Origin of the sequence: Brevundimonas nasdae, from assembly GCF_019395145.1 — a bacterium.
Classification (GTDB): domain Bacteria; phylum Pseudomonadota; class Alphaproteobacteria; order Caulobacterales; family Caulobacteraceae; genus Brevundimonas; species Brevundimonas nasdae.
The window spans coordinates 940,232-963,689 of the sequence record NZ_CP080034.1 but is presented as its reverse complement, the minus strand read 5'-3'; the positions used below and the strand labels follow the sequence as shown (position 1 = coordinate 963,689).

General features: G+C 63.9%; 27 protein-coding genes. All 27 read right to left on the bottom strand.

The window, feature by feature from the left end; genetic code table 11:
- Positions 1-9 precede the first annotated feature (9 nt).
- Positions 10-714, bottom strand: coding sequence for an ABC transporter ATP-binding protein (locus KWG56_RS04710; RefSeq protein WP_219353907.1), 705 nt, complete (start codon positions 712-714; stop codon positions 10-12).
- Positions 707-1,993, bottom strand: a complete 1,287-nt coding sequence (locus KWG56_RS04705) for a lipoprotein-releasing ABC transporter permease subunit (RefSeq protein WP_219353906.1) — start codon at positions 1,991-1,993, stop codon at positions 707-709. Before KWG56_RS04705 ends, KWG56_RS04710 begins: the two co-directional genes overlap by 8 nt.
- Positions 1,990-3,306: a proline--tRNA ligase gene (proS, locus tag KWG56_RS04700; RefSeq protein WP_219353905.1), complete on the bottom strand. Its 1,317-nt coding sequence runs from the start codon at positions 3,304-3,306 to the stop codon at positions 1,990-1,992. The genes KWG56_RS04705 and proS overlap by 4 nt, the downstream gene beginning before the upstream one ends.
- A gap of 78 nt (positions 3,307-3,384) precedes the next feature.
- Complete coding sequence (locus KWG56_RS04695) at positions 3,385-3,651, bottom strand: DUF1467 family protein (RefSeq protein WP_219353904.1); 267 nt, start codon at positions 3,649-3,651, stop codon at positions 3,385-3,387.
- 9 nt (positions 3,652-3,660) lie between these two features.
- Complete coding sequence (locus tag KWG56_RS04690; RefSeq protein WP_201097613.1) at positions 3,661-3,999, bottom strand: DUF3088 family protein; 339 nt, start codon at positions 3,997-3,999, stop codon at positions 3,661-3,663.
- 9 nt (positions 4,000-4,008) lie between these two features.
- Entirely contained in the window at positions 4,009-5,682 is a 1,674-nt protein-coding gene (locus KWG56_RS04685; RefSeq protein ID WP_219353903.1) for a ribonuclease J, read from the bottom strand.
- Complete coding sequence (locus KWG56_RS04680; RefSeq protein ID WP_201098187.1) at positions 5,683-6,462, bottom strand: type III pantothenate kinase; 780 nt, start codon at positions 6,460-6,462, stop codon at positions 5,683-5,685. It lies immediately after the preceding gene.
- Positions 6,459-7,223, bottom strand: a complete 765-nt coding sequence (locus KWG56_RS04675) for a biotin--[acetyl-CoA-carboxylase] ligase (RefSeq protein WP_219353902.1) — start codon at positions 7,221-7,223, stop codon at positions 6,459-6,461. The genes KWG56_RS04680 and KWG56_RS04675 overlap by 4 nt, the downstream gene beginning before the upstream one ends.
- 4 nt (positions 7,224-7,227) lie before the next feature.
- Positions 7,228-8,670 carry an NADH-quinone oxidoreductase subunit NuoN gene (gene nuoN, locus KWG56_RS04670; RefSeq protein ID WP_201097620.1) on the bottom strand — a complete coding sequence of 481 codons (1,443 nt, stop codon included), beginning with the start codon at positions 8,668-8,670 and terminating at the stop codon, positions 7,228-7,230.
- A gap of 9 nt (positions 8,671-8,679) precedes the next feature.
- Positions 8,680-10,164, bottom strand: a complete 1,485-nt coding sequence (locus tag KWG56_RS04665) for an NADH-quinone oxidoreductase subunit M (protein ID WP_219353901.1) — start codon at positions 10,162-10,164, stop codon at positions 8,680-8,682.
- 4 nt (positions 10,165-10,168) lie between these two features.
- Complete coding sequence (nuoL, locus tag KWG56_RS04660; RefSeq protein ID WP_219355413.1) at positions 10,169-12,259, bottom strand: NADH-quinone oxidoreductase subunit L; 2,091 nt, start codon at positions 12,257-12,259, stop codon at positions 10,169-10,171.
- 8 nt (positions 12,260-12,267) lie between these two features.
- Entirely contained in the window at positions 12,268-12,576 is a 309-nt protein-coding gene (gene nuoK / locus KWG56_RS04655; RefSeq protein ID WP_201097624.1) for an NADH-quinone oxidoreductase subunit NuoK, read from the bottom strand.
- Complete coding sequence (locus KWG56_RS04650) at positions 12,576-13,202, bottom strand: NADH-quinone oxidoreductase subunit J (RefSeq protein ID WP_219353900.1); 627 nt, start codon at positions 13,200-13,202, stop codon at positions 12,576-12,578. The genes nuoK and KWG56_RS04650 overlap by 1 nt, the downstream gene beginning before the upstream one ends.
- Positions 13,203-13,277: 75 nt before the next feature.
- The gene (gene nuoI / locus KWG56_RS04645) at positions 13,278-13,769 is read right to left on the bottom strand and encodes an NADH-quinone oxidoreductase subunit NuoI (RefSeq protein ID WP_201097627.1); all 492 of its coding nucleotides are present in this window, start codon (positions 13,767-13,769) and stop codon (positions 13,278-13,280) included.
- Entirely contained in the window at positions 13,769-13,984 is a 216-nt protein-coding gene (locus KWG56_RS04640; RefSeq protein ID WP_201097630.1) for a hypothetical protein, read from the bottom strand. Before KWG56_RS04640 ends, nuoI begins: the two co-directional genes overlap by 1 nt.
- Positions 13,981-14,199 (bottom strand): hypothetical protein, encoded by a 219-nt coding sequence (locus KWG56_RS04635; RefSeq protein WP_201097632.1) that lies wholly within the window; start codon positions 14,197-14,199, stop codon positions 13,981-13,983. Before KWG56_RS04635 ends, KWG56_RS04640 begins: the two co-directional genes overlap by 4 nt.
- Entirely contained in the window at positions 14,200-15,276 is a 1,077-nt protein-coding gene (nuoH, locus tag KWG56_RS04630) for an NADH-quinone oxidoreductase subunit NuoH (RefSeq protein WP_201097634.1), read from the bottom strand.
- Between the two features lie 3 nt (positions 15,277-15,279).
- Positions 15,280-17,325, bottom strand: coding sequence for an NADH-quinone oxidoreductase subunit NuoG (gene nuoG, locus KWG56_RS04625; protein ID WP_219353899.1), 2,046 nt, complete (start codon positions 17,323-17,325; stop codon positions 15,280-15,282).
- Positions 17,325-17,810, bottom strand: coding sequence for a hypothetical protein (locus tag KWG56_RS04620; RefSeq protein ID WP_219353898.1), 486 nt, complete (start codon positions 17,808-17,810; stop codon positions 17,325-17,327). The genes nuoG and KWG56_RS04620 overlap by 1 nt, the downstream gene beginning before the upstream one ends.
- 2 nt (positions 17,811-17,812) lie before the next feature.
- A complete protein-coding gene (gene nuoF / locus KWG56_RS04615; RefSeq protein ID WP_219353897.1) occupies positions 17,813-19,126 on the bottom strand; it encodes an NADH-quinone oxidoreductase subunit NuoF in 1,314 nt (437 codons plus the stop codon).
- 5 nt (positions 19,127-19,131) lie between these two features.
- A complete protein-coding gene (locus KWG56_RS04610; protein ID WP_201097642.1) occupies positions 19,132-19,401 on the bottom strand; it encodes a hypothetical protein in 270 nt (89 codons plus the stop codon).
- A complete protein-coding gene (nuoE, locus tag KWG56_RS04605) occupies positions 19,401-20,078 on the bottom strand; it encodes an NADH-quinone oxidoreductase subunit NuoE (RefSeq protein WP_201097644.1) in 678 nt (225 codons plus the stop codon). The genes KWG56_RS04610 and nuoE overlap by 1 nt, the downstream gene beginning before the upstream one ends.
- 3 nt (positions 20,079-20,081) lie before the next feature.
- Positions 20,082-20,417, bottom strand: a complete 336-nt coding sequence (locus tag KWG56_RS04600) for a nuclear transport factor 2 family protein (RefSeq protein WP_201097646.1) — start codon at positions 20,415-20,417, stop codon at positions 20,082-20,084.
- Positions 20,414-21,592 carry an NADH-quinone oxidoreductase subunit D gene (locus KWG56_RS04595; protein WP_219355412.1) on the bottom strand — a complete coding sequence of 393 codons (1,179 nt, stop codon included), beginning with the start codon at positions 21,590-21,592 and terminating at the stop codon, positions 20,414-20,416. The genes KWG56_RS04600 and KWG56_RS04595 overlap by 4 nt, the downstream gene beginning before the upstream one ends.
- Positions 21,593-21,681: 89 nt before the next feature.
- Positions 21,682-22,311 (bottom strand): NADH-quinone oxidoreductase subunit C, encoded by a 630-nt coding sequence (locus tag KWG56_RS04590; RefSeq protein ID WP_201097647.1) that lies wholly within the window; start codon positions 22,309-22,311, stop codon positions 21,682-21,684.
- Positions 22,308-22,952, bottom strand: coding sequence for a NuoB/complex I 20 kDa subunit family protein (locus KWG56_RS04585; RefSeq protein ID WP_219353896.1), 645 nt, complete (start codon positions 22,950-22,952; stop codon positions 22,308-22,310). The genes KWG56_RS04590 and KWG56_RS04585 overlap by 4 nt, the downstream gene beginning before the upstream one ends.
- On the bottom strand, positions 22,922-23,299 hold the full coding sequence (locus KWG56_RS04580; RefSeq protein WP_201097652.1) for an NADH-quinone oxidoreductase subunit A: 378 nt from the start codon (positions 23,297-23,299) through the stop codon (positions 22,922-22,924). The genes KWG56_RS04585 and KWG56_RS04580 overlap by 31 nt, the downstream gene beginning before the upstream one ends.
- Between the last annotated feature and the right edge of the window lie 159 nt (positions 23,300-23,458).

Sequence of the window (23,458 nt, the reverse complement as noted above, 5' to 3'; positions counted from 1 at the left end):
ACCTGAAAATCAGTAGGCGTGGCTCTCGGCGGCGCGCTCTTCCAGGTGGCCGTCCTTCAGGGCGAACACCCGGTCCATATGGCCGGCCAGCTCCATGTTGTGGGTGGCGATCAGGGCGGCGACGCCCGTGGTCTTCGCCAGACTGCGCAGGGACTCGAAGACGGACTGGCTGGTCGTCGGATCCAGATTGCCCGTCGGTTCATCCGCCAGCAGCAGACGTGGCCCATTCGCCAATGCGCGGCCGATGGCCACACGCTGCTGCTCGCCGCCTGAAAGCTGCGCCGGCTGGTGCGTCATCCGCTCGCCGAGGCCAAGCACCGTCAGCGTCTCTTCGGCGCGCTTGCGGGCCTCCGCCTGCGTGACACCCGCGATCCTCATGGGCAGCGCGACATTATCGCGCGCATCGAACTCGGGCAGCAGGTGGTGGAACTGATAGACGAAGCCGATCCGGCTGAGGCGCAGGCGCGTACGCGCCCGCTCGTCCAGATTTCCGACAGCCTCGCCGTCAATCGTCACCGTGCCCACCGTAGGCCGCTCCAGCAGACCAGCCGCGTGCAGCAGCGACGACTTGCCCGAGCCGGATGGACCGATCAGCCCCACGATCTCACCGGGAAACACGTCCAGATCGACGCCTTTCAGCACGGTCAAACCGCCGAGCGCCGTCTCATAGGTGCGCGTCAGACCGCGCACAGACAGGATGGGAGCCTTACTCATAACGCAGCGCCTCGATCGGATCGATCCGGGTGGCGACCCACGACGGAATCAGACTGGCGATGCAGGACATGAAGGTGGCCCAGACGGTGATCCAGATAACGTCAACCGGATCGACCTCCGCCGGAATGGCGTCCAGCATATAGACGTCGGAGTTGAACAGCTTGGTCTGGAACACCCACTCCAACGCGTGCTGGATCGCGCCGATGTTCAGACAGAACAACAGCCCCAGGATCAGCCCTGCGATGGTCCCCGCGATGCCGATCATGGACCCCGCCATGAAGAAAACGCGCAGGATGGACGACGGGCTGGCCCCGATGGTGCGCAGGATCGCGATGTCCTTGGTCTTGTTCTTCACCAGCATGACTATGCCGGAGATGATGTTCAGCGCGGCGATGGCGACCACCATGCCCAGGATAATGCTCATGGCCACGCGCTCAACCTTCAGCGCGCCGTAGAATGCGGCTTGACGTTCGCGCCAGTCGGTGACGATGGCCCCTGGCCCGGCGGCGTCACGCACCGCTGCGGTCATGTCGCCCACCTTGTCGGCGTTCGCGACCTTAATCTCGATGACCTCCCAGACGCCTTCCTTGCCGAAGAACAGCTGCTGCTGCTCCAACGGCATGAACATGAAGGCGCGGTCGTAATCCGCCGCGCCGGAGCGGAACAGGCCGCCGATGTAGTAGGTTTTTTCCAGCCCGCCCAGATTGCCGAAGGCGCTGTCGGCACCCGTGGGCGAAAACAGGGTGATGGGATCACCGACACGCACCCCCATGGAGTTGGCGAGCGTCGCCCCCATCAGAATGCGGTCGCCGCCATAGGCGCCCTTGCCGAAACTGTCCCGTTCGGCAGGCGTCAGACTGTCAAAGACGAACTTGGTGTCCGCCAGGTCTTCGGGCCGCACACCGCGCACGACAGCGCCGGTCGTATAGCTGCCGACGCGAACCAGGCTCTGCGCCTCGTTCAGCGGCGCCACGCTGACGACGCCCGGCACGGCTGCAATCCGCTTCAACGCCTCGTCTCGATCCAGTGAGGTCAGGACGCTGCCCTGGACATACATATGTCCGTTGAAGGACAGCATCCGTCCCAGCAGTTCGTTCCTGAAGCCCGACATGATGCTCAGCACCACGATCAGCGCCATCACGGCCAGCAGAATGCCGATGAAGCTGATGATGGCGATCAGGGCGACCCCGCCCTCCTTGCGCTTGGCGCGCAGATAACGGAGGGCGAGACCGATCTCCCACGAGGAGAATGGACCGGAAGGACGAGACGGCAGGTTCAAGCAGTCAACCTTTCGAGGGCTTCAGCCAGCGGCACAGACAGTTTTTCGCCGGTCGCACGGCGCTTCAGCTCGACCACGCCGTCAGCCAGTCCCTTGGGACCGATGGTCAGCTGCCACGGCACGCCGATCAGATCAGCGGTGGCGAACTTGCCGCCGGGGCGTTCGTCGGTGTCGTCATACAGCACGTCCTTACCCAGCTTCTCCAACTGAGCCACTGCGTCTTCACAGGCCGCCGAAACGGCTTCGTCATTGGCGCGCAGATTGATGACGACCACGTCGAACGGCGCGACCGAATCCGGCCAGATGATGCCGCCTTCGTCGTGGCTGGCCTCGATGATGGCGCCCAGCAGGCGCGACACGCCGACGCCGTAGCTGCCCATATGGACCTCGGCGTCCTGACCGTCAGGACCAGCAACCTTGGCCTTCATCGGCGCCGAATATTTCGTGCCGAAATAGAAGATGTGACCGACCTCGATGCCGCGCGCGGACAGGCGGTCGCCCTCCGCCGTCTCGCTCTCGAAACGCGCGACGTCGTGCATTTCTTCGGTGGCGGCGTACAGGACCGTGCGTTCCTTGAAGACGTCTTCCAGTTGCTCGACGCCGAGGTTGTGGCCCGGCGCATCCATCTCGACCAGCTTGCGGTCGCAGAAGACCTCGCTCTCGCCGGTCTCGGCCAGAACGATGAATTCGTGGCTCAGGTCGCCGCCGATGGGGCCGGTGTCGGCGCGCATCGGCACGGCTTTCAGGCCCAGCCGCGAGAAGGTGTTCAGATAGGCGGCGAACATGCGCTTGTAGGCGATGCGGGCGGCCGCCTCGTCCACGTCGAACGAATAGGCGTCCTTCATCAAGAACTCACGGCCGCGCATCACGCCAAAGCGCGGGCGGCGCTCGTCGCGGAACTTCCACTGAATGTGAAACAGGTTCAGCGGCAGGGACTTGTAGGACTTCACATAGGCCCGGAAGATGTCGGTGATCATCTCCTCGTTGGTGGGTCCGTACAGCAGTTCGCGCTCATGGCGGTCCGTGATGCGCAGCATTTCGGGGCCGTAGGCGTCGTAACGACCCGACTCGCGCCACAGATCGGCCAGTTGCAGCGTGGGCATCAGCAGTTCGACCGCCCCTGCCCGCTGCTGTTCTTCACGCACGATCTGCTCGATCTTGCGCAGCACCCGCAGACCCAATGGCAGCCAGGCGTAGATGCCGGCGGCCTCCTGTTTGATCATGCCCGCGCGCAGCATCAGCTGGTGCGAAACAATCTGGGCGTCCGAAGGGGCTTCCTTCAGCGTGGGCAGGAAAAAGCGCGACAGGCGCATGATCAGGAATCCTAGGCGTCGAAACAGTCTTAAGGCTTTAGCCGTTGGACCAGGGCGAAAGCTAGGCCGCCTTATCGTTTAGACGGCTGGCGCCCGCGAGAAATCAGGCAGAGGCAGCCAGCCGGTGAAGATCAGCACCATGATGAAGATCCAGACCAGCACCGCCACCCAGGTCGTGGTGATGAACTTCTTCTTCAGATTCGGCGTCTTGGGCGCGCCCCACTGGGCGCCGTCCTTCGGCGGTTCAGGCGATTCCTGCGACATGCCCAGCGGCAGAATGCCGAACAGCACCGTCCACCAGACGACGACGTAGATACCGATCATGGTGAAGATGCCGATGGGCATGACTGACCTCTAGGGGTGCGGCAGACCGATCCCGTAACGGGCGGCCAGATAGGGAATAATCGCCTCGTCCTGCAGGAACAGGCGGCCAGTCGTCGCACTGACCTGGGCGTCAGGCCAGTCGAACTGGCCGTCCAGCACCAGCAGCGGACAGCTCTGATCCGCCTCCCCGACCCACTCCAGCACAGCCGGGCGCGGGCGCGGGAAGTCCACATAGACCACATCCAGCAGTTCGCGCAGCTTCGGATAGAAGCTGAGCACGCCCTCGATCACCGCGCCAGGCGGGCAGTACCAGGGTCCGCCGTGCGCGTCGTGCCAGTCGGGTTTGATGAGGAAAAGCGGCTCAGCCATGACGATGCTCTACAGACGAAGGACGATGGTTTCCACGATCGGGCGACGATCCCAGATGCGTTGGCTGGCCTTCTTCAACACACGACCAACCGCCTGTTCGATGACCATTTCATCTTCCAGCGCCTCGCCCTTCAGGCTGGTGACCACCTGTTCGACGCGCTCGGCAAGATCGTCCAAGACATCACCCAGCGGCTTCTCCAGATCGCCGGGCAGACCCACGCTGCGAATGTCGATGTCGCTGACGATCCGTCCGCGCTTGTCCAGGCAGAAGCTGACGATCAGCACCCCGTTGGTCGAGGCGTGACGGCGCTCTTTCAGAGCCTCGCCCTGTTCCGTCACGAGCATGCCGCCGTCGACATAGAGGCGGCCGTTCGGCACTTCGTCGATGATGGCCGCGGGGCCAGGCGCCAGGCGCACCATGTCGCCATTGCGCGGCGTCACGGCCTCCTTGACGCCCATGTCCTTGGCCAGGTTTGCGTGTTCCAGCAGGAAGCGGCGCACGCCATGGGTCGGCACCGCGATCTGCGGCCGCGCCCATTCGTACATCTGCTTCAGCTCGTCGCGGCAAGGGTGGCCGGAGACGTGGATGCCGGGGCTGTCCTTCTCAGTGTACAGGCGCACGCCACGGTCCGCGAGACGGTCCTGCAGACGACCGATGGCCAGTTCGTTGCCGGGAATCTGGCGCGACGAGAAGATGCAGTGGTCGCCCAGGCCCAGCTTGACCGTCGGATGGGTGCCGTCCGCCACACGCGACAGAGCCGCGCGCGCCTCGCCTTGGCTGCCGGTGCACAGATACAAGATCTGATCGGCGGGCCAGACGCGGGCTTCTTCGTCGGACAGGAAAGGCTTCACGTCCTGCAACATGCCGACGTGCTTCGCCGCCGCCGTGATGCGGTGCATCGACCGACCGGCCAGAGCGACGCGGCGGCCATTGGCCTCGGCGGCGCGGATGACGCTGTCCATGCGCGCGACGTTGGAGGCGAAGCAGCCAACCGCCACCCTGCCCTTCAGGGTCGAGATCAGCTTGGTGATCGCCACCGCCACATCGCCTTCGGACCCGGCGACGCCCGGCACGAAGACATTGGTCGAGTCGCAGACCATCGCCAGCACGCCCTTGTCGCCCAGGGCGCGGATGGCGGGAGCGTCGGTCTTGGAGCCGATGACCGGCTGGTCGTCGATCTTCCAGTCGCCGGTGTGGAACACCAGGCCCAGCGGCGTGTCGATGGCCAGGCCGTTCGGCTCGGCGATCGAGTGGGTCATGGTGACGAAGGTCACGCCGAACGGGCCCAACTGGACCGAACCGCCCAGCGGGATCTCGATCAGTTCGACCTCATCGAGGATGCCCCGCTCGCGCAGCTTGTCGCGGATCAGATAGGCGGTGAAGGGCGTGGCGTACACCGGCGCCTTGATGCGCGGCCACAGCCAGCCCAGCGCGCCGATATGGTCTTCGTGCGCATGGGTCAGCACGATGCCGCGAATATTCTCACCTTCCAGATAGGTGGGATCGGGCACGATCACGTCCACGCCGGGCGTCGACAGATCGCCAAAGGTGACGCCGACATCGACGATCAACCATTCGCGATTGTTCTCAGGCCCATAGCCGTAGGCGTTCAGGTTCATACCGACCTCGTCCGAGCCGCCTAGCGGCAGGAAAACGAGTTCGTCTTGGGTTTGCTTTTTCATTCAGTCAGTCAAATGGGCGTTGCGACGCCAGATTTCGAGAAGACCACGGATGGTCAGGTCAGGATCAAAATGATCAATGCTGTTGGTCGCACCCTCGAACAGGCTGGCCACGCCGCCGGTTCCGATGACGGTCATGGGCTTGCCCCACTCCGCCTTGATGCGCGCGACCAGTCCCTCAATCAGGGAGGTGTAGCCCCAGAAGACGCCGGACTGCATGGCCTCGACCGTGCCCTTGCCGATGACATGTTCCGGGCGCTGGATGGCGATGCGCGGCAGCTTGGCCGCCGCCTCGTGCAGGGCCTGCAGCGATAGATTGATGCCGGGCGCGATCAGGCCGCCCTCAAACGCGCCGTCGGCGCCGACAATGTCGAAGGTGGTGGCGGTGCCGCTGTCGATGACGATCAGGTCGCCGGGATACAGCAGCTTGGCGCCAATGGCGTTGACCAGACGGTCCGCCCCGGCCTCACTGGGCTTGGCGATCCGCACGTCGATGCCGAGATTGACGTTCTCACCAATCACCAGCGGCTCGATATTCAGATAACGCCGCGCCAGATTGCGCAGGTTGAAGATCGACTGCGGCACGACGCTGGAGATGATGCAGCCCGTCAGGCCAGCGACCTTCAGCCCCTTCATCAGCATCAGTTGGTTGAGCCAGACAGCATATTCATCCGCCGTCCGCGTGGCCTCGGTTGCGGCGCGCCATTGAGCGATCCATTCGGACCCGTCATGGACCGCAAACAGCGTATTGGTGTTGCCCTGTTCAATCGCCAGCAGCATCAGGCGGTCACGATCTTGGAGGCTGAACCGAAGAACACGTCCCCCGCCGAGATCAGACGCACCGATCCATCGGCCAGGCGCAGCCGCAGCGCGCCGTCCGGCTCAACGCCTTCGGCCACACCTTCGAGCGTTTCATTGTCCAGGCGCGCCACGCACGGCCCGTTCAGCCCCGTCAGTCGACTGGTCCAGGCGTCCAGCACCGGCTCAAAGCCCAGCGTCTGCCAGCGGCCCCACCAGACAGCGAAGGTCTCGGCCAGAATCTCGGCCGCGGCTTCAATGGGCGGCACATAGGTCAGGTCGGCGCGCAGGCTGTCGGCGACCGCCGCGGCACCCCGTTCCGTGCCTTGGGGCGCATGGGCCAGGTTCACGCCGATCCCGACGGCCAGCCACAGGTCGCCGTTCGCATGGGCACCGGATTCAACCAGAATGCCCGACGCCTTAACCCCGCCCAGCAGGACGTCATTGGGCCATTTGATCGTGACCAGAGCCGGCGACACAAAGACGTCCAGCAGGTCCGCCACCGCCAGAGCCGCAACGAAGGTGGCCTGAGCCGCCTCCGCCGCCGACTTGGGCGTTGTGATCAGCAAGGTGGCCGCCAGGTTGCCCTGTTCCGTGTCCCACTTGCGGCCACGCCGCCCACGACCTGCGGTCTGGCGGCGCGCCACGATCCAGCGCGGCCCGGTCTCTCCGGCCTCGGCAAGGCGGCGCGCCTCGGCGTTGGTCGAGTCGATCTCGTCGTGGATGACCAGGGGGGCGGGCGTCAACGCCCTACCCGTTCCCGAAACCGGCGCTCGCGGCCTTGGTCAGCGGCTCCAGCCAGGTCAGACCCAGGATCACCAGCGGGAAGGAGAAGGCCGCACAGGCCCAGCCGATCCACTTGGCCTCCACCGGTGCCTTGTCCGTCGGCACGTCATCCACCGGCGCATCGAACCACATCAGCTTGATGATCCGCAGATAATAGAAGGCGGCGACGACCGATGCGACCAGACCAGCGGCGGCGACAGGCCACAGGCCCGCGTTCGCAGCGGCGCCGAACACATAGTACTTGCCCCAGAAGCCTGAGAACGGCGGCATCCCCAGAACCGACAGCGACAGGATGGTCAGGGCCACAGCCGTCAGCGGACGATCCTTCTTCAAACCCGCCAGATCGGCGATGCGGCGGATCGGACGGCCCGACTTGGACAGCGACAGCAGGATGGCGAAGAAGCCCAGTTGGTCGATGACATACAGCGTCATGAACATCAGCATGGCCTGCAGGCCCTGACTGGTGCCCGCCGCGATGCCCAGCAGGGCGTAACCGATGTTGGCGATGGACGAATAGGCCAGCAGACGCTGGATGTCCTTTTGCGCCAGACCGCCGAACGCGCCGACGACGAAACTGATCAGCGAGATGGCGATCAGAACCTGCGACCACTGGGCGTGGGATTCACCGAACCCGCCTTCCAGAGCGCGCGCGATCAGCACCATGGCCGCAACCTTGGGCGCCGTCGAGAACAGGGCGACGACCGGGGTTGGCGCGCCTTCGTAAACGTCAGGCGTCCACATGTGGAACGGCGCCGCCGAAACCTTGAACGCCAGACCGCAGATCAGGAAGACCAGACCGAACAGCAGGCCCGTCGAGGGATGGTCCACGGCGAATGCGGCGATGTCTTCGAACCGCATCGAACCGGCGAACCCGTAGATCAGGCTGGCGCCGTACAGCAGCAGACCCGACGACAGCGCGCCCAGGACGAAATACTTCAGGCCGGCTTCCGACGCCTTGACGTCATCGCGGTGATAGGCGGCCAGGACGTACAGGGCCAGCGAGTGCAGTTCGATCCCGACGTACATCGAGATCAGGTCGCCCGACGAGGCCATCATGCCCATGCCGACCGAGGCCAGCACGATCAGGACCGGATATTCGAACTTGGCGATGCGCGTACGCTTCATCCAGCCGTCGCCGAGGATGATGGCCACGGCGGCCGACAGATAGATGACGCTCTTGCCATAGATGGCCAGGGGGTCAGCAATATAGGCGCCGTTGAAGGCCGAACCCCAGGGGCCGGTGACGGCGATGACGGCGGCGGCGATCAGCAGCAGGGTCGACAGGATCGACACCAACCGGGCGCTCTTGTCGCCGATGAAGGCGCCGACCATCAGCAGGACCAGGGCGCCGACCGCAAGGGTCAGCTCCGAGGCGGCGAGATGCAGGGCGGAGGACAGATCAGGCATCTTTAAGTCTCACCCGCCGATCGCGACGCGATAGGCGCTGGTCAGGGCCTCAACGGCAGGCCCGGTGTAATCGAGGACGGCGGCCGGATAGACCCCCAGCCAGATGGTGCCGATGATCAGCGGCACGAACAGAAGCAGTTCGCGCTTGTCGATATCGGTGATGGTCTGCAGCTTCGGATTGGTGATCTCGCCGAACATGACCGCGCGGTACAGCGTCAGAGCATAGACCGCCGAGAAGATCACGCCCGAGGCCGCAACCAGGGCCGCCCAGGTGGAGGCGTGATAGGTCCCCGTCATCGTCAGGATTTCACCGATGAAGCCCGAGGTGCCCGGCAGGCCGACGTTGGCCATGGTGAACATCAGGAAGATGGCGGCGAACCACGGCATCCGCGACGTCAGGCCGCCATAGAAGGCGATCTCACGCGTGTGCATCCGATCATAGACCACGCCGACGCAGAGGAAGAGCGCGCCCGAGATCAGACCATGGCTGATCATCTGGAAGATGGCGCCCTGCATGCCCACGTCGTTGCCCGAGAAGATGCCCAGGGTCACAAAGCCCATGTGGGCGACCGACGAATAGGCGATCAGCTTCTTGATGTCCGTCTGACGCCAGGCGACCAGCGACGTATAGACGATGGCGATCACCGACAGGGTGAAGACCAGCGGACGGAACATTTCCGACGCCTGCGGGAACATCGGCACGTTGAACAGGATGAAGCCGTAACCGCCCAGCTTCAGCAGGATGCCGGCCAGGATGACCGAACCCGCCGTCGGCGCCTGCACGTGGGCGTCAGGCAGCCAGGTGTGGACCGGCCACATCGGCATCTTCACAGCGAACGAGGCGAAGAAGGCCAGCCAAAGGATCGGCTGAACAGCGGGGCTGAAGGCGAACTTCTTCAGTTCCGGGATGCTGGTGGTTCCGGCGGTGTGCGCCATCCACAGCATGGCCAGCAGCATCAGCACCGACCCCAGCAGGGTGTAGAGGAAGAACTTGTAGGCCGCGTAGATCCGGTTCTGACCGCCCCAGATGCCGATGATCAGGAACATCGGCACCAGAGTGCCTTCGAAGAAGATGTAGAACAGGAACAGGTCCAGCGAGGTGAAGACGCCGATGACCAGCGTCTCCAGGATCAGGAAGGCGGCCATATATTCGACGACGCGCGTCGAAACCGACTTCCAGCTGGCCAGGATGCAGATCGGCATCAGGAAGGCCGTCAGCAGGACGAACAGGATCGAAACCCCGTCCACGCCCAGATGATAGCTGGCGCCTGCGAACCAGGGCGCGAACTCGACGAACTGATAGTTGGTGTTCGACGGATCGAACCCGGCGACCAGCACAACGGACACGCCCAGCACGACCAGGGTCGTGATCAGGGCGATCCAGCGGGCCGCAGGCGCGGCGGCTTCCTGGTTCTTCGACGCCAGTCTGGCGCCGAGGATGACCAGTGCGCCGACCAGCGGCAGGAATGTGACGAGGCTCAGGATGTAGGGCACGGGCTCAGGCTCCCCACGCGAGGATGGCGAAGGTGAGCAAACCAGCCACCCCGAGCAGCATCACGAAGGCATAGTGATAGACATAGCCGGACTGGATCTTGCCCAGTCGTGCGGCGGATTTGAGAGACGCCCAGGCAGCGCCGTTCGGGCCGAGACCGTCGATGATCTTCACGTCGCAGATCTTCCAGAAGAAGTTCCCTATGGCGCGGAAGCCGCGCACGAAGACGAAGTCATACAGCTCGTCGAAATACCACTTGTTGTAGAGGAAGCGGTACACGACGCCGTTCCGTTCAGCCATGCGGCGGCCCATGCCCTCGCGAGCGACATAGATCCAGTAGGCGAAGGCGGTGCCGATCAGCGTCAGGATCAGCGGCGACCACTTCACCCAGGTCGGGACTTCGTGGCTTTCGTGAAGCACATGGTTGTGCTCGCCGACGAAGATCGCGCCGCGCCAGAACTCATGCTCGTGATGGCCGATGAAGTGCGGCGCGAACACGAAACCAGCAGCCACGGCGCCGACCGACAGCAGGATCAGCGGAACCAGCATCACCCACGGGCTTTCGTGCGGCTTCAGCGGGCCATGGTGACCGTGGTCGTCATGGGCGTGGTCATCATGCGCATGAGCATCGGCGACAGGCTCGGAATGGGTTTCCAGTTGAGCGTGCGAGGCGTGGTCATCCGCGTGATGGGCGTGGACCTCCCCTTCCTTCCAGACAGGCTTGTTGTGGAAGGTCATGAAGACCAGACGCCACGAGTAGTAGGCCGTCAGACCGGCGGCGATGATGCCGACGAAGAAGGCGAACATGCCGATAGCCGAGTGACCCGAAGCCGCTGAGGCGTAGGCGCTCTCGATGATGGAGTCCTTGGAGTAGAAGCCCGCGAAACCGCCGACGCCGGGGATGCCTAGGCCAGTGATGGCGATGGTGCCGATGGTCATGACCGCATAGGTGACCGGCAGCAGCTTCCACAGACCGCCCATCTTACGCATGTCCTGCTCGTGGTGCATGCCATGGATCACCGAACCGGCGCCCAGGAACAGCAGGGCCTTGAAGAAGGCGTGCGTGAACAGGTGGAACATGGCGGCCTGATAGGCGCCGACGCCTGCCGCAAAGAACATATAGCCCAGCTGCGAACAGGTCGAATAGGCGATGACGCGCTTGATGTCGTTCTGCGTCAGACCGACGGTTGCGGCGAACAGGGCCGTGATCGCGCCGATGATGGCGATGATCTGCGACGCGCCCGGCGCATACTCATAGATCGGCGACAGCAGGCAGACCATATAGACGCCGGCGGTGACCATGGTGGCGGCGTGGATCAGGGCCGACACAGGCGTCGGGCCTTCCATCGCGTCCGGCAGCCAGGTGTGCAGGAAGAACTGCGCCGACTTGCCCATGGCGCCGATGAACAGCAGGAAGCCAGCCAAATCCAGCGCGGACCAATGGACGCCCAGGAACTCCCACGTCGTGCCAGCCTTGGTTCCGATCAGAGGGAACAGTTCGGCGAAGTTGATCGTGCCGTACATCCAGTAGATCGTCATGATCCCCAGGACGAAGCCGAAGTCGCCGACGCGGTTGACGACGAAGGCCTTGATGGCGGCGGCGCTGGCCGTCGGCTTCTTGAACCAGAAGCCGATCAGCAGATAGGACGCCAGGCCCACGCCTTCCCAGCCGAAGAAGATCTGCATGAAGTCGGCCGCCGTCACCAGCGCAAGCATCATGAAGGTGAACAGCGACAGATAGGCGAAGAAGCGCGGTCGGCTGTCGTCCTCGGCCATGTAGCCCCAGGAATACAGGTGGACCAGCGACGAAACGCTGGTGACCACGATCAGCATGGTCGCCGACAGGGCGTCGATGCGGATCGACCAGGCCGACTGGAAGTCGCCCACATTGATGAAGGGCGCCAGACGGACGGTGAAGGGCTCAAGGTGGCCCCAGGTCCATTGTCCGAACACCGTCCAGGCGACGGCGCACGAGAAGAACAGCAGGCCGGTCGTTACGGCCTGCGAGGGGATGTTGCCGATCCGGCGGCCGAAGAAGCCGGCGATGGCCGCACCCAGCAGCGGGGCGAAGACGCCCAGGATGACGAGGGTCTGAATAGTCACGCTTAGCCCTTCATCACAGAAGCGTCGTCAACCGCGATGTCGCCGCGGTTACGGAAGAAGGTCACCAGGATCGCCAGACCAACGGCGGCTTCAGCCGCAGCGACGGTCAGGACGAACATCGCCATGATCTGTCCGCTGATGTCGTTCAGATAGGTCGAGAAGGCGACGAAGTTGATGTTCACGGCCAGCAAGATCAGCTCGATCGACATCAGGATGATGATGACGTTCTTGCGGTTCACGAAGATGCCGAACACCCCGATCGTGAACAGGATGGCGGCGACCGTCAGATAATGGGTCAATCCGATGACCATCAGAGAAGCTCCTCGGCGCTGACGCCCTGCCCCGACTGGGCGGACTTGACCTCAACCGACTTGTTGCGATCGCGGTTGACCTGGTCGGTGATGTTCTGGCGCTTGATATGCGGCTTGTGGCGCAGGGTCAGGGTGATGGCGCCGATCATGGCGATCAGCAGCACGATGCCCGCAGCCTGGAAGAAGTAGATGTAGTCCGTATAGAGCACCCGCCCGATGGCCTGCACGTTTGTCACGTCCAGCGAAGGCTCGACCGGCCCCGTGCGCCCGTTCGTTGCGCCGCCCTGAACCACGGCCACCGAGACCATGATCATTTCGGCCAGCAGCACACCCGAGATGATCGCGCCGAACGGCAGATAACGGGCGTATCCCTCGCGCAGCTTCACGAAGTCGACGTCCAGCATCATGACGACGAACAGGAACAGGACCGCCACCGCGCCGACGTAAACGACGACCAGCAGCATCGCCAGGAACTCTGCGCCTAGCAGGACGAACAGTCCCGCCGACGAGAAGAAGGCCAGGATCAGCCAGAGCACGCTGTGCACGGGGTTGCGCGCGGTCACGACCAGAAGGCCGGAAACCGTGGCGACCGCCGCCAGCAGGAAGAAGGCTATGCTTTGCAGCATGTCGGGACGAAGCCCCTTTCGTATCGGCCGCGACCCCCGTTCGAGGAATCGCCGACCCGTTTAGCGATGAGCGCCTTAGCGGTAAGGCGCGTCGAGTTCCAGATTCTTGGCGATCTGCCGTTCCCAGCGGTCACCGTTATCAAGCAGGCGTTGCTTGTCGTAGAGCAGCTCTTCGCGCGTTTCGACGGCGAATTCGGAGTTGGGCCCTTCGACAATCGCGTCCACCGGGCAGGCCTCCTGGCACAGGCCGCAGTAGATGCATTTGACCATGTCGATGTCGTAGCGCGTGGTGCGGCGGCTGCCGTCAGCACGGGGTTCGGCCTCGATGGTGATGGCCTGGGCCGGGCAGATGGCTTCGCACAGCTTGCAGGCGATGCAGCGTTCTTCACCATTGGCGTAGCGGCGCAGCGCGTGTTCGCCACGGAAGCGCGGCGACTGCGGATTCCGCTCGAACGGATAGTTCACGGTCATCTTGGGCCGCGCCATATACTTCAGCGAAAGGCCGATGGCGCCGATGGCGTCTAGCATCATCGCGCCCTTCGCAGCCTGTGCGATACGGGAAAACATCAGAAACGATCCTCTGGCGTCGGGGCGCCGTTGGTTGAAGTCTGGGCGGGAACGGCCTTCGGCGTCGCAGCCGAGGCCTGTTCAGCCCGCCAGTCCCGCTCGATGCGGTTCTGGCGGCGTTCCCACTGATAACTGGACTCAGGCAGACGCGGATCAGCCGCGCAGGCCAGAAGCATCGGCGCCGTAATCAGCAATGGAAGCAGGAGACGGCTCATCGCCCACCTGGCCTTCTATCATCGCAGTCGGCGCTTTTATAGCGCGGGTCGTCCCGGCTCATGATCTGGCACAAGCGGGCGAGTTCATTATCATGACGGCGATCAATGGCCTGCTGATCGGCTGACGGCGTTTCGGCCTTCACCCATTTCACCGGCCCGCAGGCGCCCAGCGCCGCAACCGCGATCAGTCCGGTCAGGATCGAACGTATGGCCATCTACGCCCCCACTACGAACACGCGCCAGGCCGACACGATCACGACCGCGACCAGTGACGTCGGCAGGAAGACCTTCCAGCCCAGGCGCATCAGCTGATCATAGCGGTAGCGCGGCACGAAGGCCTTCACCAGCGAGATGCACAGGAACCAGAACACGGTCTTGGTGACGAAGGTCAGCAGATAGATCGTATAGGCGATCCAGGCCGGCAGGCCCTCCAGGAAGGACTGCGACAGGAAGCCCGGGTTCCACCCGCCGAAGAACAGCAGGGTGATCATCGCCGACATGAAGACGATGTTGACGTACTCGCCCATCATGAACAGCAGATACGGGGTCGAGCTGTATTCCACCTGATAACCGGCGACCAGTTCCGACTCCGCTTCCGGCAGGTCGAACGGCGGGCGGTTCGTCTCGGCCAGGGCCGAGATGAAGAAGATAATCGACATCGGGAACAGGATGACCACCAGCGGCCAGGTTCCAGCGCCGCCGCCAAAGGCGAACCAGTTCCAGAAATAGCCGCTCTGGGCTTCCACGATCTTGGACAGGTTCATCGTGCCCGCCAGCAGGATCACATTGATGATGATCAGGCCCAGCGAGACTTCATAAGACACCATCTGGGCCGCAGACCGCAGCGAACCCAGGAACGGATACTTCGAGTTCGAAGCCCAGCCGCCCATGATGATGCCGTACACGCCCAGCGACGAAACCGCGAAGATGTACAGGATGCCGACGTTCAGATCCGACACCACCCAACCGGGGGCGAACGGAATGACCGCCCAGGCCATGAAGGCCAGGATGACGGTGATGATCGGGGCGATGATGAATACCGCCTTGTCCGCGCCGGCCGGGATCACGACCTCCTTCAGCACGAACTTGATCATGTCCGCAAAGGATTGCAGCAGGCCGAAAGGACCGACGACATTCGGGCCTTTGCGCATCTGCACTGATGCCCAGACCTTGCGGTCGGCCAGCAGCAGGAAGGCGACGCCAACCAGAACGCCGACGGTGATCAGAAGGATCTGGCCGACGGTGATCAGCGTCCAGCCGACGGGCGTGGCCCAGAAAGAAACGGGGTCCATGGTTTACTCCGCTGCCATCGCGACCGGGGCGATCCGCAGAGCGGACAGTTCGGCCATCGTCGCGCTGGCGCGCGCAATCGGGTTGGAAAGATAAGGGTCGGTGACGACCGAGGTGAAGACGGTGTCGCCCAGGTCGCCCTTGGCGCCCAGCGAGGCCACGTCGAACGAAACCGGCGCGGGCAGATAGTCGATCCGGCCGAAGGTCGGATGGTCGCCCATCAGCTTGGCGCGCAGTTGCTCCAGCGTGTCGTAAGGCAGGGTCTGATCGACGCGGGCCGACAGGGCGCGGATGATGGCCCAGTCTTCCTTGGCTTCGCCCTTCGGGAAGACGACGCGTTCAGCCAGTTGCACCCGGCCTTCGGTGTTGACGTAGATGCCCGACTTCTCGGTGTAGGCGGCGCCCGGCAGGATGACGTCGGCGCCGTGCGCGCCGCGGTCGCCGTGGCTGCCCAGATAGACGCGGAAGGCGTTCGAGCCGGTCGGATCAACCTCGTCGGCGCCCAGCAGGAACAGCACGTCCAGCGCGCCCGGCTTCAGCATTTCGGCGACCGTCAGGCCGCCCTCGGCAGGCACGAAGCCCATGTCCAGACCGGCGACGCGTGCGGCGGCGTGGTGCAGGACGTTGAAGCCGTTCCAGCTGTCGGTGACGACGCCGGTCTTCTTCGCCAGCGCGCCCAGAGCGTTCAGGACAGCGGCGCCGCCCTCCCCGGCCAGCGCGCCGGAGCCCACGATGATCGCCGGACGCTCGGCCTTGCTCAGCAGGTCCGTCGCCGCCTTGGGCAGCTTGGCCAGGGTCTTCGAACCGGCGCCCAGATAGGCGTAGTCGAACGTCAGGTCAGCCTGTTCGCCGATCACGGCGATCTCGACCCCGCCCTTGATCCAGCTCTTGCGCAGGCGGGCGTTCAGCAGCGGCGCCTCGACGCGCGGGTTCACACCCACGATCAGGACAGCGTCAGCCTTTTCAATGCCTTCCAGGCCGGTGTTGAACAGCCAGCCTTCACGCGGGCCATAACCCAAGGCGGCGCCGTCCTGGCGGCTGTCGGTGTTCTTCGATCCCAGGGCGCGGAACAGGTCCAGCGTCGCCTTCATCGACTCGGCGTCCTGCAGGTCGCCCGCGATGACGCCGATGCGGTCAGCCGATGCGGCCTTCAGCTTGGCGGCGACAGCGTCCAGCGCCTCGTTCCAGGTCGCGGCGCGCAGCTTGCCGTTCTCGCGGATCCACGGACGGTCCAGACGACGTGCGGTCAGGCCGTCCACGACATAGCGGCTCTTATCCGACAGCCACTCTTCGTTGATGCCCTCGTTCACGCGCGGCAGTACGCGCATGACTTCCGAACCGCGGTAGTCGGCGCGAATGTTCGAACCCAGGGCGTCCATGACGTCGATGGTTTCGGTCTTCTTCAGTTCCCACGGACGATAGTGGTACTGCCACGGGCGGTGCGTCAGGGCGCCGACCGGGCACAGGTCATTGACGTTGCCCGACAGTTCCGAGGCGACCGACTTCTCCAGATAGGTCGTGATTTCAGCGTCTTCACCGCGCGAGATCATGCCGATGTCCGGCACGCCGGCGACTTCGGTGATGAAGCGGACGCAACGCGTGCACTGGATGCAGCGCGTCATGAAGGTCTTGATCGTCGGCCCCATGTGCTTTTCTTCGACCGCGCGCTTGTTCTCGGCATAGCGGGAACCGTCGCGGCCATAGCCCATGGACTGGTCCTGCAGGTCGCATTCGCCGCCCTGGTCGCAGATCGGGCAATCCAGCGGGTGGTTGATGAGCAGGAACTCCATCACCCCTTCGCGGGCCTTCTTCACCATAGGCGTATCGGTGAAGATCTCCTGGCCGTCGGCGGCCGGAAGCGCACACGAAGCCTGAGGCTTCGGCGGTCCAGGCTTCACCTCGACCAGGCACATCCGGCAGTTTCCGGCGATGGACAGGCGTTCGTGGTAGCAGAAGCGCGGGATTTCCTGCCCCGCGCGTTCGGCGACCTGGAGCACGGTCATGCCGGGCTCGAACTCGGTTTCGACGCCGTTGACCTTGGCGACTGGCATCAGCGGGCCTCTTCTTCAGCGGGAACGGCCAGATCGGCCTGTTCCGTCGTCCCATCAGGGAGCGTCTGTGTGATGGTGATCGCCGCGCCCTTGATGACGTAGCGGATCACCGGATCGCCCGGCTGGTTCATCCAGCGGACGAGCGTTTCATCTGGAAGGTCGAGCGGCTTCCACTCGACCAGATCATTCTGCACGCGGCAGTCGGCGCGCATCCGACCGCCGTCGACCGGGGCGCGCCACGAAGCGTGGACCACGCCGCCCTCGACGCCGTCGACGTCGATCGCCAGCGGCTGCTGTCCGTGGACGGCCGCCAGTCCGGCGCGGCAGACGCCACGCAGATCAGCCTCCGTCAGCACGGTCGGCGCGACGGCCTCAGGCGCCTTCACCTCGACCGGCGCCGTTTCCGCCGGCTTCGGCGCAGCCGCGCGCTCACCGCAGGCGGCGAGAGCGAGGGCTCCGATGACGATGGCGGGCGAAAGACGCATGACTACTCCGCAGCGATGGCGTGGCCGGCGAAGTTCGCACGGCGGCTGCGGTAGTTGGCGATGCGCTCTTCGATCTCGTGACGGAAGTGACGGATCAGGCCCTGAACTGGCCATGCGGCGGCGTCGCCCAGAGCGCAGATCGTGTGACCTTCAACCTGACCGGCGACATCCAGCAGCAGGTCGATTTCCGACGGATCGGCTTCGCCCACGGCCATGCGCTCCAGAACCCGCCACATCCAGCCGGTGCCTTCACGGCACGGCGTGCACTGGCCGCAGCTCTCATGCTTGAAGAAGTAGCTGATGCGGGCGATCGCCTTAACGATGTCGGTGGACTGGTCCATCACCGTCACGCCGGCGGTCCCCAGGGACGAACGCATTTCACGCATGGAGTCGAAGTCCATCAGGACCGTCTCCGCCTGTTCGCGCGTGATGACCGGGCAGGACGCGCCGCCGGGAATGACGGCCTTCAGATTGCTCCAGCCGCCGCGAACGCCGCCGCCGTGATCTTCGATCAGTTGGCGCAGCGGGATCGACATGGCTTCTTCGACGACGCACGGCGTGTTCACGTGCCCCGACAAGGACATCAGCTTGGTGCCGGTGTTGTTCAGACGACCGAAGCTGGCGAACCAGTCCGCGCCGCGGCGCAGGATGGTGCCGACAACCGCGATCGACTCGACGTTGTTCACCGTGGTCGGGCAGCCATAGAGGCCCGCGCCCGCCGGGAACGGCGGCTTCAGGCGCGGTTGGCCCTTCTTGCCTTCCAGCGATTCCAGCAGCGCCGTCTCTTCACCGCAGATGTAGGCCCCTGCCCCGTGGTGGATATAGACGTCGAAGTCCCAGCCGTGGACGTTGTCCTTGCCGATCAGCTTGGCCTCATAGGCCTGCTTGACGGCGGCTTCCATCCGCTCGCGCTCCAGCACGTACTCGCCGCGCAGATAGATGTAGCAGGCGTGGGCCTGCATCGCGAAGCTGGCGATCAGCGCGCCTTCGATCAGCAGGTGCGGATCATGACGCATGATCTCGCGGTCCTTGCAGGTCGCGGGCTCTGACTCATCGGCGTTGATGACCAGGTAGTGAGGGCGATCCTTCACTTCCTTGGGCATGAACGACCACTTCAGGCCGGTCGAGAAACCGGCGCCGCCACGGCCGCGCAGGCCCGAGGCCTTGACGTTGTTGATGATCCAGTCGCGGCCAAGGTCCAGCATGTCCTTGGTGGCGTTCCACGCGCCGCGCTGCTTCGCCCCCTCTACGCCCCAATCATGGAAGCCATACAGGTTGGTGAAGATGCGATCTTTATCTTCGAGGATTCCGACCATAGTCCTCAGAGTCCTTCCACCAGACGACGTCTGTGATGACGGGTGCGCATGAACACGGCGGCGATAACCAACGCCCAGCCTGCGGCCAGCATTCCGTATGAAACAGTGATGCCCCACTCGCCGATGCCGAACATCTCCTTGCGAGACGCCAGAATCAGCAGAGCGGCGGCGACGACCAGACCCAGGCCGCCAAGACGCAGCGGGCGACCAACGCCGCGCAGTTCCTTGCGGTAGGCCGCGCGGCCTTCCTCGGTTGAGAGATCAGGACGAGCCATCAGGCAGGCGCCTTCTCGACCGGCGCCGGGTCGCTGTTCGGCAGCTTCTTGATCGGCTTAGCGGCCGAGCCGTCGTACAGCTTCGGATCAAGCAGGGTCTTGGCCCCGCCCGTCGGCGCCGACGTATGGCGCCCTGCATACGAACCCGGCTTCGGCGACTTGCCGGCGGCGAAGTCGTCGATGATCTGGGCCATCGTCTCAGGCGTCAAATCTTCATAATAATAGTCGTTGATCTGGGCCATCGGCGCGTTCGAGCAGGCGCCCAGGCATTCGACTTCCTGCCAGGTGAAGCGACCGTCAGCGGACAGATGATCCTTGGGACCGATCTTCTCCTTGCAGACCTTCATCAGTTCATTGGCGCCGCGCAGCATGCACGGCGTGGTGCCGCACACCTGGATCAGCGCAGTCTTGCCGACCGGCTCCAGCATGAACATGGTGTAGAAGGTCGCGACCTCCAGCACCCGGATGAAAGCCATGTCCAGCAGCTCGGCGATGGCGCGGATGGCGGGTTCCGAGACCCAGCCTTCCTGCTTCTGAACCAGCCACAGGATCGGGATCACCGCCGACTGACGGCGCGATTCCGGGTATTTCTTGATCCACCACTCGGCCTTTTCCATCGTCGCCTTGGAGAAGGCGAATGAGGCAGGCTGTTCCTTGGCGAGACGACGAACGGACATCCGCTAGGCCTTCACAAAATCAACGCGGGCGATCTTGTCGCCAGCGAACGAATAGATTGCGGCGACCTCGAAAGGCGTCGCATCGGGCGACCGGAACACACGCTCGTGGTCGATCACAGTGTTTCCGACGACGATCCGCGACAGCAGTTCCGCACGGTTTTGCGGGAACTGGGCGAACAGACCTTCGTGACGCTCACGATAGGCGTCCAGCCCCTTCAGGTTCGGCTCGCCGTTCAGATCGGAAATGGTGATGCCGTCGTCGAAGAAGGTGACGAAGGTCGCCAGATCCTGGGCGTTGTAGGCGTCGAGCTGGCCCTGCACCACGGCTTCGCGGCTCATCGGTCGACCTCGCCGAACACAATGTCGAGCGAACCCAGGATGGCCGAAACGTCAGCCAGCTGGTGGCCGCGGTTGATCGGGTCCATCTGCGCCAGGTGACGGAAGCCCGGCGCCGAGATCTTCACCCGGTACGGCTTGTTGGTGCCGTCCGAGACCAGATAGATGCCGAACTCGCCCTTGGGCGCTTCGACCGAGGCGTAAACCTCGCCTTCCGGCGTCTTGAAACCTTCGGTGTAGAGCTTGAAGTGGTGGATCAGGGATTCCATCGACCGCTTCATCTCACCGCGGCGCGGCGGAACGATCTTGTTGTCCTCGATCATGACCGGCTCGCCGGGGCAGTTGCGCAGCTTGTGGATGCACTGCTCCATGATCCGCACGGACTGCTTCATCTCTTCGACGCGGACCAGATAGCGGTCCCAGCAGTCGCCGTTCTTGCCGACTGCGATGTCGAAATCGAGCTCGGCATAGCACTCGTACGGCTGCGACTTGCGCAGATCCCAGGCTATGTCGGAGCCGCGCAGCATCACGCCGGTGAAGCCCCAGGCCAGGGCCTCCTCCTTGGACACAATGCCGATGTCGACGTTGCGCTGCTTGAAGATGCGGTTCTCGGTGACCAGGCTTTCAATGTCGGCCAGGGCCTTGGGGAACTCGTGGCACCAGCGGCCGATGTCGTCGACCAGATCCATCGGCAGGTCCTGGTGGACGCCGCCCGGACGGAAATAGTTGGCGTGCAGACGGGCGCCGCAGGCGCGCTCGTAAAACACCATCAGCTTTTCGCGCTCTTCGTGCCCCCACAGCGGCGGGGTCAGGGCGCCGACGTCCATGGCCTGCATGGTCGCGTTCAGCAGGTGGTTCCCGATGCGGCCGATTTCCGAATACAGCACCCGGATCAGCTGGGCGCGATACGGAACCTCGATGCCGAGCAGCTTTTCGATGGCCAGGCAGAAGGCGTGTTCCTGGTTCATCGGCGCGACGTAGTCGAGGCGATCCAGATACGGCACGTTCTGCAGATAGGTCCGCGCCTCCATCAGCTTCTCGGTGCCGCGGTGCAGCAGGCCGATATGCGGATCGACGCGCTCGACGATTTCACCGTCCAGCTCCAGCACCAGGCGCAGCACGCCGTGCGCAGCCGGGTGTTGCGGGCCGAAATTGATGGTGAACTTGCGGTCTTCCATCTCGCGGGCGTGGGCCGTGCGGGTATCGACGACGTCGTCGAACACGTCGGTGCCGCCAAGCGATGCGGGGGTGTGGGCTCCGTCAGCCATCAGACATTGCCTCCGGCCTTCTCATCGCCCGGCAGAACCGGAGCGGGGTATTCAGCGCCTTCCCACGGCGACAGGAAGTCGAACGTGCGGAATTCCTGGGTCAGCTTGACGGGTTCATAGACCACGCGGCGCTGCTCCTCATCATAGCGGACTTCGACGTAACCCGTCATGGGGAAGTCCTTGCGAAGGGGGTGCCCTTCGAAACCATAGTCCGTCAGCAGACGGCGCATGTCCGGGTGGCCCGAGAACAGCACGCCGTACATGTCGAAGGTTTCCCGTTCGAACCAGTTGGCGGACGGATAGACTTCGACCACCGTCGGAACCGGCTGAACCTCATCGGTCGCCACCTTGACGCGCACGCGCGCGTTCCGGGTCAGCGACAGCAGATGATAGACAACCTCAAAACGCTCCTCGCGATCCGGATAGTCGACGCCGCACACGTCCAGCAGCTGCTGGAAACCGAACTGGTCCCGCAGCGCCGTCATCACTTCGACGATCCGCTCGCGCGGGGCGACCAGCGTCAGCTCGCCGAACGCGACCTGGGCCTCAACGCCCAGCGCGCCGACCATCTCCGCGCCCAGCGGCGTCAGAGCGGCCTCATGCTGGGCCTGAACAACCAAAGAGCTCATCGGTCGATGGTCCCCGTGCGACGAATCTTCTTCTGCAGCTGCAGCAGGCCGTACAGCAGAGCCTCAGCCGTCGGCGGGCAGCCCGGCACATAGACATCCACCGGCACCACGCGGTCGCAACCGCGCACGACGCTGTAGCTGTAATGATAATAGCCGCCGCCGTTTGCGCAGCTGCCCATCGACACGACATAGCGCGGATCAGGCATCTGGTCGTAAACCTTACGGATGGCGGGAGCCATCTTGTTGGTCAGGGTGCCGGCGACGATCATCAGGTCCGACTGACGCGGGCTGGCGCGAGGCGCCATGCCGAAACGCTCGACGTCGAAACGCGGCATCGACATCTGGATCATCTCGACGGCGCAGCAGGCAAGACCAAAGGTCATCCACATCAGCGAGCCAGTGCGCGCCCAGTTGATCACATCGTCAGCAGCGGCGACCAGATAGCCGCGCTCGCCCAACTCCATGTTCACAGCTTCAAAGAACTTGTCGTGAACCTTGGGATCATAGCCCTCGACGGTCGAACGCGCGGCCGATCCGGCAGCGACCAGCGGCGCGCCAGAAGCGGTGACCAGCGACGGCGTGCCCGCCCCCGAAGCCACGGAAGTGGTGACTACTCCCATTCCAGGGCTCCCTTCTTCCATTCGTAGATGAAGCCGATGGTCAGGACGCCCAGGAAGGCCATCATCGACCAGAAGGCGAAGACCATTCCAGCGTGCGACAGGTCGAACATCGACACCGCCCACGGGAACAGGAAGGCGACTTCCAGGTCGAAGATGATGAACAGGATCGACACCAGATAGAATCGCACGTCGAACTTCATGCGGGCGTCGTCGAATGCGTTGAAGCCGCACTCATAGGCCGACAGCTTTTCACTATCGGGGCTCTTCGGCGCCAGCAGCAATGGCAGGGCGATGAAGAGGATGCCGATTACCGCTGCGATGGCGGCGAAGATCAGCACGGGCAGATATTCGAGCAAAAATGCGTTCATGCGAAAGAACCTCGTCCGCCGGGGAGAGGCGGATTCGGCGCTTCTTAGACCCATCGTCGCCGGGGTTCAAACCCCGTAACCACTTGCTTTTCTATTGAGAATGGCTCGCAAATACCAAGCGCGGCCGCAGCGCCATTTGTCGCAGCCGCAATGGTTGCG

Excerpts from the sequence above, each read along its gene's own strand:
- KWG56_RS04710 (WP_219353907.1), bottom strand. The coding sequence starts at position 714 with ATGAGTAAGGCTCCCATCCTGTCTGTGCGCGGTCTGACGCGCACCTAT.
- proS (WP_219353905.1), bottom strand. The coding sequence starts at position 3,306 with ATGCGCCTGTCGCGCTTTTTCCTGCCCACGCTGAAGGAAGCCCCTTCG.
- KWG56_RS04695 (WP_219353904.1), bottom strand. The coding sequence starts at position 3,651 with ATGCCCATCGGCATCTTCACCATGATCGGTATCTACGTCGTCGTCTGG.
- KWG56_RS04690 (WP_201097613.1), bottom strand. The coding sequence starts at position 3,999 with ATGGCTGAGCCGCTTTTCCTCATCAAACCCGACTGGCACGACGCGCAC.
- KWG56_RS04685 (WP_219353903.1), bottom strand. The coding sequence starts at position 5,682 with ATGAAAAAGCAAACCCAAGACGAACTCGTTTTCCTGCCGCTAGGCGGC.
- nuoN (WP_201097620.1), bottom strand. The coding sequence starts at position 8,670 with ATGCCTGATCTGTCCTCCGCCCTGCATCTCGCCGCCTCGGAGCTGACC.
- nuoK (WP_201097624.1), bottom strand. The coding sequence starts at position 12,576 with ATGGTCATCGGATTGACCCATTATCTGACGGTCGCCGCCATCCTGTTC.
- KWG56_RS04650 (WP_219353900.1), bottom strand. The coding sequence starts at position 13,202 with ATGCTGCAAAGCATAGCCTTCTTCCTGCTGGCGGCGGTCGCCACGGTT.
- nuoI (WP_201097627.1), bottom strand. The coding sequence starts at position 13,769 with ATGTTTTCCCGTATCGCACAGGCTGCGAAGGGCGCGATGATGCTAGAC.
- KWG56_RS04640 (WP_201097630.1), bottom strand. The coding sequence starts at position 13,984 with ATGAGCCGTCTCCTGCTTCCATTGCTGATTACGGCGCCGATGCTTCTG.
- KWG56_RS04635 (WP_201097632.1), bottom strand. The coding sequence starts at position 14,199 with ATGGCCATACGTTCGATCCTGACCGGACTGATCGCGGTTGCGGCGCTG.
- nuoH (WP_201097634.1), bottom strand. The coding sequence starts at position 15,276 with ATGGACCCCGTTTCTTTCTGGGCCACGCCCGTCGGCTGGACGCTGATC.
- nuoG (WP_219353899.1), bottom strand. The coding sequence starts at position 17,325 with ATGCCAGTCGCCAAGGTCAACGGCGTCGAAACCGAGTTCGAGCCCGGC.
- KWG56_RS04620 (WP_219353898.1), bottom strand. The coding sequence starts at position 17,810 with ATGCGTCTTTCGCCCGCCATCGTCATCGGAGCCCTCGCTCTCGCCGCC.
- nuoF (WP_219353897.1), bottom strand. The coding sequence starts at position 19,126 with ATGGTCGGAATCCTCGAAGATAAAGATCGCATCTTCACCAACCTGTAT.
- KWG56_RS04610 (WP_201097642.1), bottom strand. The coding sequence starts at position 19,401 with ATGGCTCGTCCTGATCTCTCAACCGAGGAAGGCCGCGCGGCCTACCGC.
- nuoE (WP_201097644.1), bottom strand. The coding sequence starts at position 20,078 with ATGTCCGTTCGTCGTCTCGCCAAGGAACAGCCTGCCTCATTCGCCTTC.
- KWG56_RS04600 (WP_201097646.1), bottom strand. The coding sequence starts at position 20,417 with ATGAGCCGCGAAGCCGTGGTGCAGGGCCAGCTCGACGCCTACAACGCC.
- KWG56_RS04595 (WP_219355412.1), bottom strand. The coding sequence starts at position 21,592 with ATGGAAGACCGCAAGTTCACCATCAATTTCGGCCCGCAACACCCGGCT.
- KWG56_RS04590 (WP_201097647.1), bottom strand. The coding sequence starts at position 22,311 with ATGAGCTCTTTGGTTGTTCAGGCCCAGCATGAGGCCGCTCTGACGCCG.
- KWG56_RS04585 (WP_219353896.1), bottom strand. The coding sequence starts at position 22,952 with ATGGAAGAAGGGAGCCCTGGAATGGGAGTAGTCACCACTTCCGTGGCT.
- KWG56_RS04580 (WP_201097652.1), bottom strand. The coding sequence starts at position 23,299 with ATGAACGCATTTTTGCTCGAATATCTGCCCGTGCTGATCTTCGCCGCC.